Source organism: Spongiibacter tropicus DSM 19543 (assembly GCF_000420325.1).
GTDB classification, from domain to species: Bacteria; Pseudomonadota; Gammaproteobacteria; order Pseudomonadales; family Spongiibacteraceae; genus Spongiibacter; species Spongiibacter tropicus.
This window is the reverse complement of record NZ_ATUS01000004.1, coordinates 15,121-29,263: the sequence shown is the minus strand read 5'-3', so window position 1 is coordinate 29,263 and position 14,143 is coordinate 15,121. Positions and strand designations below refer to the sequence as shown.

The 14,143-nt window shown below is 56.6% G+C and carries 12 protein-coding genes; 6 read left to right on the top strand and 6 right to left on the bottom strand.

Annotated features, from left to right (window positions below; genetic code table 11):
• Positions 1–15 precede the first annotated feature (15 nt).
• Entirely contained in the window at positions 16–2,499 is a 2,484-nt protein-coding gene (locus G411_RS0114970) for an ABC transporter permease (RefSeq protein WP_022960030.1), read from the bottom strand.
• Positions 2,499–3,173, bottom strand: a complete 675-nt coding sequence (locus G411_RS0114965) for an ABC transporter ATP-binding protein (RefSeq protein WP_022960029.1) — start codon at positions 3,171–3,173, stop codon at positions 2,499–2,501. Before G411_RS0114965 ends, G411_RS0114970 begins: the two co-directional genes overlap by 1 nt.
• Here G411_RS0114965 and G411_RS0114960 point away from each other — a divergent pair.
• Positions 3,172–3,786, top strand: coding sequence for an arylesterase (locus G411_RS0114960; RefSeq protein WP_022960028.1), 615 nt, complete (start codon positions 3,172–3,174; stop codon positions 3,784–3,786). The two genes, G411_RS0114965 and G411_RS0114960, sit on opposite strands and share 2 nt — an antisense overlap.
• Positions 3,787–3,791: 5 nt before the next feature.
• On the opposite strand, the gene G411_RS0114955 is transcribed toward G411_RS0114960, so the two are convergent.
• Positions 3,792–5,174, bottom strand: coding sequence for a class II fumarate hydratase (locus tag G411_RS0114955; protein WP_022960027.1), 1,383 nt, complete (start codon positions 5,172–5,174; stop codon positions 3,792–3,794).
• Positions 5,175–5,308: 134 nt separating this feature from the next.
• On the opposite strand from G411_RS0114955, the gene bioA reads away from it, so the two are divergent.
• Together bioA and G411_RS0114945 are read left to right on the top strand one after the other, a co-directional pair.
• A complete protein-coding gene (gene bioA / locus G411_RS20725; RefSeq protein ID WP_022960026.1) occupies positions 5,309–6,616 on the top strand; it encodes an adenosylmethionine--8-amino-7-oxononanoate transaminase in 1,308 nt (435 codons plus the stop codon).
• Entirely contained in the window at positions 6,613–7,431 is an 819-nt protein-coding gene (locus G411_RS0114945; protein WP_022960025.1) for an ion transporter, read from the top strand. Before bioA ends, G411_RS0114945 begins: the two co-directional genes overlap by 4 nt.
• Before the next feature lie 77 nt (positions 7,432–7,508).
• Here G411_RS0114945 and G411_RS0114940 read toward each other — a convergent pair whose 3' ends face one another.
• On the bottom strand, positions 7,509–8,099 hold the full coding sequence (locus tag G411_RS0114940; RefSeq protein ID WP_084495586.1) for a porin family protein: 591 nt from the start codon (positions 8,097–8,099) through the stop codon (positions 7,509–7,511).
• 273 nt (positions 8,100–8,372) lie between these two features.
• Positions 8,373–10,586, bottom strand: coding sequence for a TonB-dependent receptor (locus G411_RS20720; RefSeq protein ID WP_022960023.1), 2,214 nt, complete (start codon positions 10,584–10,586; stop codon positions 8,373–8,375).
• A gap of 376 nt (positions 10,587–10,962) precedes the next feature.
• Here G411_RS20720 and G411_RS20715 point away from each other — a divergent pair, with 376 nt between their 5' ends.
• Positions 10,963–11,904: an oxygenase MpaB family protein gene (locus G411_RS20715; protein WP_051151364.1), complete on the top strand. Its 942-nt coding sequence runs from the start codon at positions 10,963–10,965 to the stop codon at positions 11,902–11,904.
• Between the two features lie 158 nt (positions 11,905–12,062).
• Positions 12,063–12,644, top strand: coding sequence for a YtfJ family protein (locus G411_RS0114925; protein WP_022960021.1), 582 nt, complete (start codon positions 12,063–12,065; stop codon positions 12,642–12,644).
• Between the two features lie 47 nt (positions 12,645–12,691).
• Here the strand turns inward: G411_RS0114925 and G411_RS0114920 are convergent, their stop codons facing one another.
• Complete coding sequence (locus G411_RS0114920) at positions 12,692–13,285, bottom strand: SRPBCC family protein (RefSeq protein WP_022960020.1); 594 nt, start codon at positions 13,283–13,285, stop codon at positions 12,692–12,694.
• Here G411_RS0114920 and G411_RS20710 point away from each other — a divergent pair.
• Positions 13,284–14,105 carry a pseudouridine synthase gene (locus G411_RS20710; RefSeq protein WP_022960019.1) on the top strand — a complete coding sequence of 274 codons (822 nt, stop codon included), beginning with the start codon at positions 13,284–13,286 and terminating at the stop codon, positions 14,103–14,105. The two genes, G411_RS0114920 and G411_RS20710, sit on opposite strands and share 2 nt — an antisense overlap.
• Positions 14,106–14,143 lie beyond the last annotated feature (38 nt).

The following is a 14,143-nucleotide window of genomic DNA, read 5'->3' as shown; positions in this document are numbered from 1 at the left end:
GGCGCCCCCCTGCAGTCACTCACTGCGAAGTAACTGCAGCGGCGAACTGATCAGCAGCTGCCGACTGGTCAACCACACCAGCCCCGCCAACAGCAGCCCCCCGATAAGCACGGCAATCGGCAGCATCTGCCAGTACCACACTGGCGACATCGAGAGCGCCCAGTACTGTACAGCCGCCACACATATGTTGGCGCCAACCGCGGACAACGTTCCCGCCAGGGCGCCCAGCAGAGCGAACTCGCCCAGCAGCACTCGCCGCAGAAAGCGGTTACTGGCGCCAAGACTCCGCAGCAGCGCATTTTCCTTCTTGCGCAGGGCAAAGCTGAGCTGCACATTGGCCACCGTGATTAACAAGGCGCAGACCAGCACCAACCAGAGCACCACGGCAATGGCTGACGTAAGCTGGCCGACCACGCCCTGAATCTGCTCCAGCAGGGCCCCGACTTCAATCAGCGTCATCGTTGGGAATCGCGCCAGCAGGTCCACAAGGAGCTGACGCTGCTCCTCTGGCAGATAAAAACTGCTGATATAGCTACCGGCAAAGTTTTCCAGACTGTTTGGCGGAAACACGAAATAGAAATTAGGCCGCATACTTGCCCAATTAAGGCTGCGAATACTGCTGACTTCCGCCTCCAGCAACTGGCCGCCAATATTGAATTGTAACGGCGTGCCTAGCGTCAGACGCAGCCCACTGGCCAGCTCTTCCTCGACAGAAACCGGCAGGCGCGAGCGGCTCTGCCACGCCCCTAACTGAGGCCACCACAGCCCTTCGAGCAGTGTATTGTCTCTACCAAGCTCCTCCGCCCAGCTCAAATTCAGCTCGCGATCCAGGCTTTCATGGCGTTGACGATCTTCGTCCAACTCAGCCATAGGCTGGCCATCAATCGCCGTCAGCCGCCCACGAACCATCGGGTAAACGCCCTCGCTACGCACGCCCTGCTCATCAAAAAACTCTCGCAGCGGCGTCACTTCCTGAGCAGCGACATTCACCAGGAAATAATTAGGCGTATCCTCGGCTAACTGCTGTTGCCAGTCTTTCAACAGCACCTGCCGCAACATCGCCAGACTCAACAAGACCATGAGCGCCAGACCAATCCCGCCAGCCTGAAAGGCATTGCTATAGCGCCGCCGATACATGCCGGACACTGCCAAACGCTGGCCGCTGCCGGGCAGGCGCTGACTGACACGACGTATCAATGCCAACATCAGAACAACCACCACGACGGATAGAAGCAGCAACAGGGCCGCGCCCAGCATCACCGCCGCAGTCAACAGTACATCGCGGCTGTACCAGAACATCAGTATCGCAATGCAAGCGAAACCGAGTAGCAGCGACGATATGACACTGCCCGCAGCAGCGTCCTGACGTCGCCGCAGAACATGCAGCGGCGACACACGGCTGAGTTCAATAATTGGCGGCATGGCGAAGCTCAGCAGGCAAAACAACGCACTCAGCAGCGCCGTGATAAATGGGCGGAACGTAGATGGTGGCAAATCGGCATCCACCAGCTCGGCCAGGCTGCCGAGCAGCAGATTCTGGACCAGCTCCCCCAGCAGCCCGCCAACCATCGCCGCCAGTACGAAAACCAGCAGCAACTGGCAGAGGTAATGCCAAAAGATTCGGGCTCGGCTCGCGCCCAGCGTTTTCATGAGTGCGACGGCATCAAGATTGCGCTGACCGTAGCGCTGAGCGGTCAGCGCAATTGCTGCCCCCGACAGCGCCAGTGCCAAACTGGCCGCCAGCAGCAGGTAGCTGCGCGCCCGCTTAAGCGTATCGGCCATAGCCGGTTGGTTCTCTTCTACCGACAGCCATTTCTGTCCCACCCCCAGCGGAAACGCGGCAACATACTGCTGCAAGTCTGCCGAACCCCCGGCGAACAGATAGCGGTAGTTCACGACACTGCCAGTTTGCACCACCTCGGTACTGGCAAGATCCTGCAGATTCATCAGCGCTCTCGGCCCATAGATGTTCAGAGCACTGTTTCTATCCGGTTCCTCAACCAGTACACGGCTGGCACGCAACTGCCGTTCACCGACGTCAACGCTGGCCCCCGGCGAGATTCCAAGCTGGGCAAAAGCACGGGAATCCAGCCAGATTTCACCCGGTGCGGGCCCATTCGACACCGCCTCCCCATCCGTGAAGACGTTCGCAGCGGCTTTTAATTCGCCGCGCAGAGGATAATTGTCGGAGGCTGCACGCAAGGCCACGAGCAGCATTTTCTCTTCGGCAAAGACCATACTTCGGAAGCTGACAATACGCGCCACGTCCAAGCCTTCCGACGTTGCGGCGTCGAGTTGTACTGCGTCGATGGGTCGGCTGCTCCTGAGCACCTGATCCGCCGCCAGAAAATCACGGCTGCGGTCCTGCATCGCCCCCTCTAAACGCTCGGCAAAGCCGGCAACCCCACTGACGCTGGCAACGGCAAGCACCAGCGCAACCCAGAGCAGGGAAAACTCACCGCCCCGCCACCCACGGAAAAATTGCTTAACAACCAACATCACGCGCAGACCGCCTGCTCTCGCAACTCACCGTCGCTCATTTCGAAACGCCGCTGACAGTGATCCGCCAGCGCCTGCTCGTGGGTGACCAGCACCAGGGTCGTTCCACGTTCGCGGTTAAGCGTAAACAGTAACTCGGTGATATGCGCCCCGGTCGTGGCGTCGAGATTCCCCGTCGGCTCATCGGCAAACAAGATCGCGGGTTCGGTAGAAAAGGCACGGGCGATCGCTACCCGCTGTTGCTCTCCTCCAGACAACTGCATCGGATAGTGGCGCTCGCGATGGGCCAGCTCGACCTGCGCAAGCAGCGCTCTCGCTCGCTCACGCGGTGACGTCACGCCTGCCAATTCCAGCGGCAGCATGACGTTTTCCAGGGCCGTCAGCGATGGCAGCAGCTGAAAGGATTGAAACACAAAGCCCACTTTCTGCGCCCGCAGCGCGGCGCGTTGGTCTTCGTTCATGCCAACCAGTGATTGGCCATCGAGCCTCACATCGCCACTGGTCGGGATATCGAGCCCTGCCAGCAGCCCGAGCAGAGTTGATTTACCGGAGCCAGACGGTCCCAGAATAGCGGCGCTCTCTCCCGTGTTGATTTCCAGATCAATCCCTTTCAGTATGCATAGCTCGCCGTCACCGCTGGGAACCGTTTTGAAAAGCCGTTCTACTTCAATCATGTCTATCCTGATACGTCGATTTCTTGTTGTCGTCTTGTTCCTGGCGGCTGCGGCCAGCGAGGCTGCCACCGCCCATCGGGTATTAGTACTCGGCGACAGCCTGAGCGCCGCCTACGGCATGGACTCCCAACAGGGCTGGGTAGCCCTGCTCGATCAGCAGTATGACGATGAGGTGCAGCTCATCAACGCCAGTGTGAGTGGAGAAACCGCCACCGGTGGCAAACAACGCCTGCCAGCATTGCTCGACAGCCATCGCCCGGATATTGTCATCCTTGAGCTGGGCGGCAACGATGGTCTGCGAGGCTATCCATTGGACAGCATACGCAAGACCCTGGCAGAACTGATCAAACTGAGTCAGCAATCAGAGGCTCGCGTTCTGCTTCTCGGCATGAAAATTCCGCCCAACTATGGACAGCGTTACAGCAGCGGCTTTGCCGCACTGTACACGTCACTCGCTGATGAGTTGAATGTTGCTCTGCTACCGTTCTTCCTCGAAGGCATTGCCGGGAATCCAGAGCTAATGCAGGACGATCAAATCCACCCCAACGCCGACGCCCAACCCGCAATGGCCGCCGCCGTTAAACAAGCTCTGCAACCACTGCTCGCTCCCTGACTAGCTCAAGCCTGGCTGACACCGCCCTCCGTGAGCTTCAGGGGATCGAGATACTCTGACAGCGCTTCCCGGCTGTAGTCCGTCATTTCCTCAGCCACATCTAAAATATCCCGACCCTCGGAGTAGGCGCGCTTGGCTATTTCTGCCGCCTTCAGGTAGCCAATCAGGGGATTCAGCGCCGTCACCAGTACCGGGTTTCTGGCCACCGCTTCGCGCAGCGCGTCAGGCTGATAGGCAAAATCGCGAACACATTCAGCCAAGGCTTCGCAGGCATTGCTCATCAGAGAAATACTCTGCAGCAGGTTATAGGCAACCACCGGCAGCATGACATTCAGCTGAAAATTGCCGGATTGTCCCGCTACGGTAATACAGCCATCATTGCCGATCACCTGCGCTGCCGCCATGGCAACGGCCTCGGGAATTACCGGGTTTACCTTGCCCGGCATAATACTGCTGCCGGGCTGCAGGGCTTTCAGCTGGATTTCCCCCAGTCCAGACAACGGACCGCTATTCATCCAGCGAAGATCATTGCTGATCTTCATCAATGCGACCGCCAGCGTGCGCAACTGCCCCGATGCGGCAACGGCGGTATCCTGGCAGGCCAGTCCTTCAAAGAAACTGCGATTAGGCCGAAAGCTCTGTCCGGTGGCTGCGCTGAGCACTTCACAAAACCGGGGAGCAAACCCGGTGGGCGCATTGATACCGCTCCCCACTGCCGTGCCCCCTTGCGAGAGTTCACAGAGCTGCATCTGCACATCGGCAATACGCTCGCGACTCTTTTCAATCTGACAGGCCCAGGCCATCAACTCCTGATCCGGGCGAATCGGCATGGCATCCATCAGGTGCGTGCGTCCGGTCTTCACCAGTCCCGCACTGGCCTCGGCTTTGTCTTCAATAACTGCCTGCAAGGTTGCCAATGCAGGCAGCAAGCGTTCGCTGATTTCAATGGCCGCACTGCTGTGAATCGCGGTGGGAATCACGTCGTTGCTGCTCTGACTCATATTGACGTGATCGTTGGCACTGACCGCCAGCCCGCTGCGCGATGCCGCCAATGTGGCCAGTACCTCATTCACATTCATATTGGTGCTGGTACCCGACCCCGTCTGAAAAACATCTACCGGAAACTGATCCCGATGCTCACCTTCCAGCAACTGATCAGCGGCGGCGCAGATCGCCTCACACCGCGCGTCGTCCAGCAAACCAAGCTCAGCATTGACCCGCGCCGCCGCCTGCTTGATACGCAATACGGCGTCGATGAAAACGGCTGGCAGCGTCAACTCGCTGAGTTGAAAGTTGTCCACCGCACGCTGGGTCTGCGCACCATAGAGGGCCGATACCGGCACCGACACCTCGCCCATGCTATCCCGCTCGATTCGACGATCGGACATCAAACACTCCTCTCTTCCCGTAACGATGAGGCACGCTGCCTAGATACATCTATCCAGCCAGTATCACCGCAGCCATGTAAAGATGCAAAAGCCTTCGGCAACTTCTAAAATGGCCCCTTGCTACGGAGAACCGCATGCCTGATTACCGCAATACCGACACGGCCACCTGGCTGAAATGGGACCAACAGCACATCTGGCACCCTTACTCATCGGCCCTTCACCCCAGCCCTGTTTTCCCCGTCTCCTCCGCCAGCGGCGTGAGATTAACCCTTGCCGATGGCCGTCGCCTGATCGACGGAATGTCTTCCTGGTGGTCGACCATTCACGGTTACAACCACCCGGCACTCAATGCCGCCGCCACGAGCCAGTTGCAAGATATGTCGCATGTCATGTTTGGCGGCCTGACTCATGCTCCTGCAGCAACGCTGGGCAAGCGCCTCGTTGACTTAACCCCCGAGCCACTGACCCGCGTGTTTATTTCCGACTCTGGCTCCGTTGCTGTCGAAGTCGCGATCAAGATGGCCGTCCAATACTGGATTGCTCAGGGTAAGCCCCAGAAAAACCGACTGCTGGCGCTGCATCACGCCTATCACGGCGATACGTTTGCCACCATGGCCGCCTGCGACCCAGTGAATGGTATGCACCATCTTTTTAACGGCGTATTGCCCCAGCATTTCTTCTGTGACGCGCCCGCCACCCCCTTCGGCAGCGAGGCCAGTACCGAGGATATGGCATCCATGCGCGCGCAGCTGGAACAGCACCATCAGGACATTGCCGCCGTCATTCTCGAACCGATCGTTCAGGGTGCGGGGGGCATGCGGTTTTATTCAGCCGATTATCTGCGCAAGGCCCGCGCACTGTGCGACGAATTTGATGTATTGCTGATTCACGATGAAATTGCCACGGGCTTTGGCCGCAGCGGCGAGTTATTCGCCTGCGACCACGCAGGCATCAGTCCCGATATCATGTGCGTCGGCAAAGCCCTGACCGGCGGCTATATGAGCCTTGCCGCAACACTGTGCACCGAAGCCGTCGCGCAAGGTATCTGCCAAGGCGAAGCCGGTGTGTTCATGCACGGCCCGACCTTTATGGGCAACCCGTTGGCCTGTTCGATTGCCAATGCCAGTATTGACCTACTGCTCAGCGACGATTGGCAGACAAATATCCAACGTATTGAAAAAGGCCTGAATCAGGGACTGGCAGCCGCAAGCGAGCTTGACGACGTTGCCGATGTCCGCTGCCTGGGCGCGATTGGCGTCATTGAGATGAAAGAGCCCGTCGAGATGAGCAGTATCCAACCGCGCTTTGTTGAACACGGCATCTGGATTCGGCCTTTCGGTAAGCTGGTGTACACCATGCCACCTTATGTCATCAGTGATGATGACCTTCAGACGCTGTGTGAACGCATGGTCGCCGTACTCCGGGAGGAAGCGCAGTCATGAGCCAAACCGACCTCCGGGAACGGATGAGGCAGGTCATTTTCGGCACCGAACCGGGCGCAGGACGCAATTTCGACATCGCACTGATTGTCGTCATCATCGCCAGCATCTTCGCCCTTTTCCTCGACTCGGTATCCTCTCTGCATGAGCGCTATGGCAACCTGCTTTACGCGGCAGAAATCGGCTTTACCATTCTGTTCAGTATCGAATACGTTGCCCGCGTTTACTGCTCTGAAAACCGCCGGGAGTATGTGCTCAGCTTCTACGGTATCGTCGACCTGCTCGCGGCCTTGCCCACCTACTTCGCGCTATTCATCCCTGGAGCCCAGCACCTACTGGTGATCCGGGTGTTCCGGGTGCTGCGAATCTTTCGGGTATTCAAGCTGTTCAAATACATGTCGGAAGCCAATGTGCTGATTCGTTCAGTCAAAGCCTCGCGACACAAAATCACCGTCTTCTTCATCACGGTCGTAACCCTGGTGATTGTCTTCGGCTCGCTGATGTATTTGATTGAGGGCCCACACAACGGTTTCACCAGCCTCCCGCAGAGCATTTACTGGGCGATTGTCACCGTCACCACCGTCGGCTATGGCGATATTGTTCCCCAAACAACCATTGGTAGAGCCGTTGCGGCACTGGCGATGGTCACCAGTTACGCCATCATCGCTATACCAACAGGGATATTAAGTGCAGAGCTCATACAGGAAACCCAGCGCATGCGCAGTGCAGTCATGTGTCACGCCTGCCGACGCCGTGGTCATGAACGCGATGCCATGTACTGCCGGCACTGCGGCGCCAAGCTACCTCCCCACGATTAGAAAAAAGCCAGCCGCCGTGCGTTAGGGGGACTCCGCTGTGCGGCTGGCGAAGGGACACCAGATATGGGACGGGTGCCCTAGAAAAGTAATCTCGCCCCGATTTTCATCGTATCCATATCGCCATCCCAGTCCTGACTGCCTGTTCCCGGGAACTGGTTGTCTTCAATATCGATACGGTACCGGTCGTACTCAAGGGCCACGACGAGGTTGTCCGTGATCGCGAAGTCGGCGCCCACGCCAACGAAGGGATCATCGCCATCTGCGCTGTCCTTGAATCCGGCTACGCGGATATCCGCATCCCAAAACAATTGGCCGCCTTTGGCGTATATGGAAAAGCTCTCTGTCAACGGAAGACGGGCGACCAAAGCCAGGTCATAGCCGTCAATATCGCTGCTGCCCAAGGCTCCGCTGAATTCGCCGAAATCGAGGTAGCTCGCCTCCAGCCCCAGTACCGGGTTGAATTGCGCCCCGACGAAGATCTCTTTGAAATTGTCGTCTTCGTCAAAGTCACCGTTGCGGTCTTTATAAAGTCCGTAACTACCGCCGATGTACAAGTGAGAATCTCCAGCCGCCAATGCGGGAACACTGGCTGTACCCGCGAGCAAACCGGCAGCGATCACCCCTAGACCGACTTTTAATCCTGGAGTCGTTTTGACGTTATGTGTCATGCCTTCCTCCTAATTAACGTAATCATCGTCAGCGGAGTGCTCTCGCTGGTAGCAAGAGCATTCCGCTGTCACTAGTACGATGAAGTTGGGAGGTAAAAAGTTCCTCAGGCGCTCAAGAGGCAGCAATAGACGGCGAGAAGTGATTGGATGAGCAGGCAGAAAAAGAGAGGAAGATTCTTTGCCGCTTTCGTTGACCTGCACCGCTGCCCATTCAATGGGAAAGTGCTTACGAGTCGGGGCTAGACCCGCCATGCAGGCCAGCCCCCGATGTGATTAAAACCGCACACCGCCCTCCAGATAAACCGAACGCGGTGGCTCCGCGGAGGCGCGATAGCCGCCGACATCCAGGCCCGTTCCGCCACCGAAGCCCATGACCAGCTCATCTGTCAGGTTTTTACCCACGAGAGACAACCACCAGGTTTCTGCGACGTCAAACACGCGAACCCGTGCATTGTATTTGGTCACCGCCTCTTCCAGCCCTCTGGGATCAAGGTCACCGGAAATGTAATGCTCGTCGCGGTAATTCACGTCAGCGGCAGCCTCAAGCATCAACGCGTCGCTGATCGGCCAGGTAAAGATCGCCGACAAACTGCTCGTCCACGACGGTGTTTGTTGATTTACCTTGCCTTCAAAATTACAGGTACCGGTATTGGGGTCTTCGTCTGGAGACCCCGGATAGCAGGGCCCCTGCTCGTACTTGAGCCACTCAAAGTCAAGATAGGCCACCGACCCGGTCAGCATCATCCAGTCCGTCAGCAACCAGCGGCCATCAAGCTCGAAGCCCTGGGTCAGCGATTGGCCGGCATTCGTCACACTGAATCCGGCAACACCGTCAAATACACTGACCTGCATATCATCGTATTCCACACGATACACCGCCAAATTCAAGTCAGCCGCGCCATCCAGCAGGCGCATTTTCGCCCCGATTTCCCAAGCGTTCGCGATTTCATCATCAAACTCAAAATTGGTGGCTCCGCCGCTCGGGCCGTCGTCACCGTTGTTGCCCTGCGCATCATAGCCACCCGATTTCGCACCGCGCGTGTAGGACACGTAGAGCATAACGTCGTCATTGATATCCCATTGGGTATTCACCAAAGGCAGTAACACATCGCTATCGCGCTCTCCCTGCAATTCATGGGCCCCCACATTCAGCTGGCTCAGCAGCAACGCGGTCACCGGGTTAACGGGAATTTCCGTGTTGCGCTCATACAGGTTAAACACCCGCTCACCTTCCTTCTTCTCAGAGACATATCTCAGACCGAGCGTGCTGCGCCAGCTTTCGCTGAAATTGAAGGTAAATTGCGTAAACGCCGACCATGCCTCGGCGTCCATATCAAATTGGCGATCAAGGTCAGCAGCGACCAGCTGTGCTGTGTTCAGCAGACAAACTCCGGTATCTTCAATGGCACCGGTACGAACATTCAGTGGCGCTTTAACATCGGAACTCACCTCGTTCTTCTGGTAAAAGACCCCACCGATATAGTCGATAAATTCACCGCCGGGTGACGCAAACCGGAACTCTTGACTGACTTGGCTGAATTCCTCGACACCATCGAATACTGAGGTATTAAAACTACTCGAATCGGGGTCAAATACCTCATCATTCTCAAAGCCGGTATAACCGGTCACCGAGGTAAACGTACCGCCATCGGTATGAACGTCGACATTCAAGGTGCCGTTATAGTTGTCGAGCTTAACCCGCTCATCCGTGTCACTCGCGCGAACATAATCGCGGCGTGTGTTCTCGCCGGAACACCCCGTTAACGCACTTGGGTGCGTGACCTGCAAGGTTCGACCTATCTGCTCCAGCTCTGTCTTCTCAAGCTTCAGGCTGGCATCGACACTGTCTGTCGGCGTCCAGCGCAAAATGAGCCTGCCCGAGACTTCCTCCGAGCCCCCATCGTCGCGATCGAGCTCCGTGTTGTAGATGTAGCCCTCATCCTCGCGGTAACGCAGAGCCAGGCGGGCACCGAACGTTTCGGTAAGAGGACCTGACAACACCGTATTGACCTCACGATTATCCAGTTCAAGACCATAAATACCGGAAACCATGCCCTCAAATTCGTCGCCGGGTTGTGCAGAAATCAGATTTATCGCCCCCGCGATAGCGTTCTTGCCAAACAATATTGACTGCGGCCCTCGCAGCACCTCGACCCGCTGCACGTCCATGAACGCCGCGCGCGTTTGCTGGGCGCGCCCCAGATGAATGCCGTCGGAAAAGAAGCCCACTGACATTTCAAAACCCAGGTTTGAACCTGAACCGATACCTCGCATATAAACATTCGGGGCCAGGCCGCCTTTCACCATTTTGAAATTGGGCGTGTATTCCGAAAGGTCGGAGAGGTTCTCAATACCCGCTTGGTTGAGCTTTTCAGATGACACGGCCGTAACCGAAACAGGCACATCACTGAGAGACTCCGCCCGCTTCTGCGCGGTCACCACCACTTCCTCCAACTGACGACGGGGCTCCTCTTGAGCACCTGCCATACCAGACAAAAAAACTAACGGTAAAACGGCTCTAGGTGACAAGGCCATAATTCTTCCCCAACTATTCTTCTTATCAACGGGTTTGGCTCGTACAAAACCGCCCGGACACTGTCGTTAATGCCGCCCTCCCCCCTAGCATCTGGGGGAACAGCCTGCGTTCGGTGAAGACTGTAGTCAGTGTGCTAATGCGAGGGCAAGACAGCGGGCATCGGCGCTGGCACCCAATAACCTTTTTCGTCCGCCCGAAACAAAATGCCGCTAAAATTTACCGTAATCTAGCGTTCACAAGGGCCTTCGAAGCAGCGGCTAATACTGGCGCCCGTTCAAAAAAATGACATCACACAAACAGCAGCTTCTGAAAAATATGGATAAGACTATGGCGGAACGCAGCACGTACATGGGGTGGAAACTGGACTACACCCAACCACCCGGTGAGCCCGCGTATATCGGGCCTGACTCCGTGACGTGGCGAATCTACAAGAACCCGATCAGCCGGGTCATTGGTGGGGTCTGTGCGGTACTTCTTGAGTTTGCCGACCCGCGCATACGCAGCGGCGTATGGGATCACTCTACCTATCGTCGGGATCCAGTCGGCCGCTCCGAGCGCACTGGGCACGCAGCCATGATCGGTGCATACGGCCCCGCAAGCGCCGCCCGAAAAATTATCGGAGGGGTCAACAGGATGCATGCGCGGGTCGAGGGCGTCACCCCCGATGGGCAGCACTACAAAGCGCTTGATCAGGAACTATTGGATTGGGTAGCTGCGACCGCAGGCTATGGTTTTTTGGTCGCCTATCATCGCTTTGTATCACCACTGAGCGACCAGGAAATTAGACAGTTTTTTAGCGAGAGCACCGAGATCGCAAAACTGTATGGCGTGAAAAAAAAACCGGCGTCGCTGGAAGATTTTCATCAAATGATGGCAAAGCTGGAACCCGGCTTCGAAGCGCACCCTATCAACGAGGAATTCCTGCAAGTGCTCCAGAATTCCGCCAAGGAGAGGAAGATACCGGGTTTCCTGCTGCACGCCATCGTCTGTGCGGCGGTCGATATCGTACCGAAATCCGTCAGTGAGCGGCTGGGATTGAACGACAAGTACAAGCTAAGCCGGTCTGGACGACTATTGGTAAAGCTCGTCGCACGTCTTTCCGAGCGCATTCCCAAACCCGACAGCCCCGCGGGTCAAAGCTGCGAGCGACTGGGCCTGCCGCGGACGTTCCTCTGGATGAGTAAGCGGAAGCAAGCAGCCCTGCTGGAAGAATTACAGGCCAGCGGACGCCTGAAGAGCTGGGAGTCATACAGCAACGACGCGTCCTGATAGCAGCCCGCAAGGAGCGGCTTTTCAGGGGATATGGCCGGTTCAGCACGGATTAATATACAGCCCGGCACAATGTGAACTAAGCGTCATCTTTGCGGACAAATGACTGTGCTATTCTGCCGCGAGTCGCTGTTTTGATAACGAACAAGGAATCTTACATGCTGCGTTTATGGAAATCATTGGTTGCTGCCGGTTTGCTGTGTGTCAGCGCCGCGAGTACTGCCCTGGAACTGGGCGGAGAACTGCCCGCGCTGGATGTGCCCAGCCGAGGTGAGCTGGAAATCAACGGCGACAGTGTTCGCTTCGTTCCCTGGTCGACAGAACAGATCACTGCAGACACCCCTGCGCTGATTTTCCACATGGCGGCACGCATGTCTTCTGACTCGATTATTGCGCCTCTGCGCGACCGTCTGGACAAAGGGGACTATGCGCCCGGCAGCTTCCAATCCATATCGGTCGTCAACCTTGATGACGCCCTCTGGGGAACACAGGGCCTGGTAACCAGCGAACTGGCCAAGAACAAGCGTGCTCACCCACAGGCCGTACTGGTCGCAGACGATGAGGGCCGTGGCCTGAAGGCTTGGTCCCTGGAGCCCAAGGGAGTCGCCGTGATCTTACTGAATACTGACGGTAATATCCGCCTGCTCAAGGAAGGGAAGCTGTCAGAAGAGGATGTAAACGACATCATCAGCGCGCTTGATGATGAAATTGCCAAGTCTGAGCAACTGGCAAAGAATTAAGCACTAACCCAAGCCAGAGCCATCGCTCTGGCTTTTTTTCGCCCTTTTCAGGCAGCCCGCTTCTCAAGCAGTTTTCGTAAGTTGCGCAACATAAGTTTGACGCCCATATTCATAAACGGGCTGAATACCGGCAAGAAATAACGGCTAAACCCCTTGGGCTTCATCGCCATTGTCCAGCGCACGCAACAGCAATTGGGGCCGGACTCTTCTACCTGATAACGTTCGGCAAAACTGACAATATTGTCTTTGCTGGAATGTGTGAAACAGAAAGCCATTTCACGGCCCCGCTCCCAAGCGATAAACTCCTCATACCCCGTCAAACCGCCCATCATATACACGGTACGCGTGGTACCAATACCGAAAGGCTGCGGCGAGGTCCACTCCACACGCTGAATCGGAGCCGCCCACACGGGCCAGTCCTCTGCATTTTCAAAGGACTGAAATACAGTGTCTGCACTCACGTTGATGACTTCTTCTGCCGTGTAGATAAATGGCGCAGATTCAAAAAAGGTCATATCAACCGATGTGCATGGAAATTTGTCTGCCACTGTCTTCTCCGCATAGTATTTCAACGCAATATTTCCGCGCAGAACCGAATCTAACCCGCAGCCGTCATATCGACAAGAAAACGACACCAACATGACAAACTCTTCATCAAACTGCTCCGAAATCAGCACGAACGTCGTACAAGCCGATGAAACATTGCCGATTCTCTTCCAGGATGAATACGTGGTTGCCATTCACAAGCCAGCCGGTCTGTTGGTTCATCGAAGCCCCATCGACCGCCACGAAACCCGTTACGCGCTGCAGATACTCAGAAGACAGCTTGACCAGAAGATCTACCCCGTCCACCGCCTGGACAAACCGACGTCGGGCGTCATGCTGTTTGCGCTAAGCCGAGAAGCTGCTGGCCAACTGGGCAAGCAATTCAGCGAAAACACGGTTCAAAAGGCCTACCTGGCGGTTGTTCGAGGTTACGCACCAGAGTCAGGGTGGATTGATCACGCACTGCGAGCGGATCCCGATCCCTACGCGGGACGGCCAGAATTTGGCGAAGCCAAGCCAGCCCGGACGTATTATCAGCGACTGGCGAGCCATGAAATCGACGTCGAGATCGAGCGCTATCCTCAATCACGCTACTCTCTGGTTCTGGCTGAGCCACTCACTGGACGCCCCCACCAGATTCGGCGTCACATGAAGCACATCTCTCACCCGATTATCGGTGATGCCAAGCATGGCAGAGGCCGGCACAACCGCTACTTTGCACAGTCTCTGAACTGCCCCCGACTGCTGCTTCACGCCACGCAGCTGCGATTTACACACCCCAAAACCGCTGAGCGCATTGTGCTCAACTGCCCGGTGGACGGTGTCTACGAGCAACTTTTGGAACGCTTCGGCTGGCTGAAAAGTGCCACAGAACTCGCAATACCCGAACGCCGGAAAAACGTTACAGACATATAACTTCACAAGTCAGACAAAGGCACTTAGTCTAGTTACAC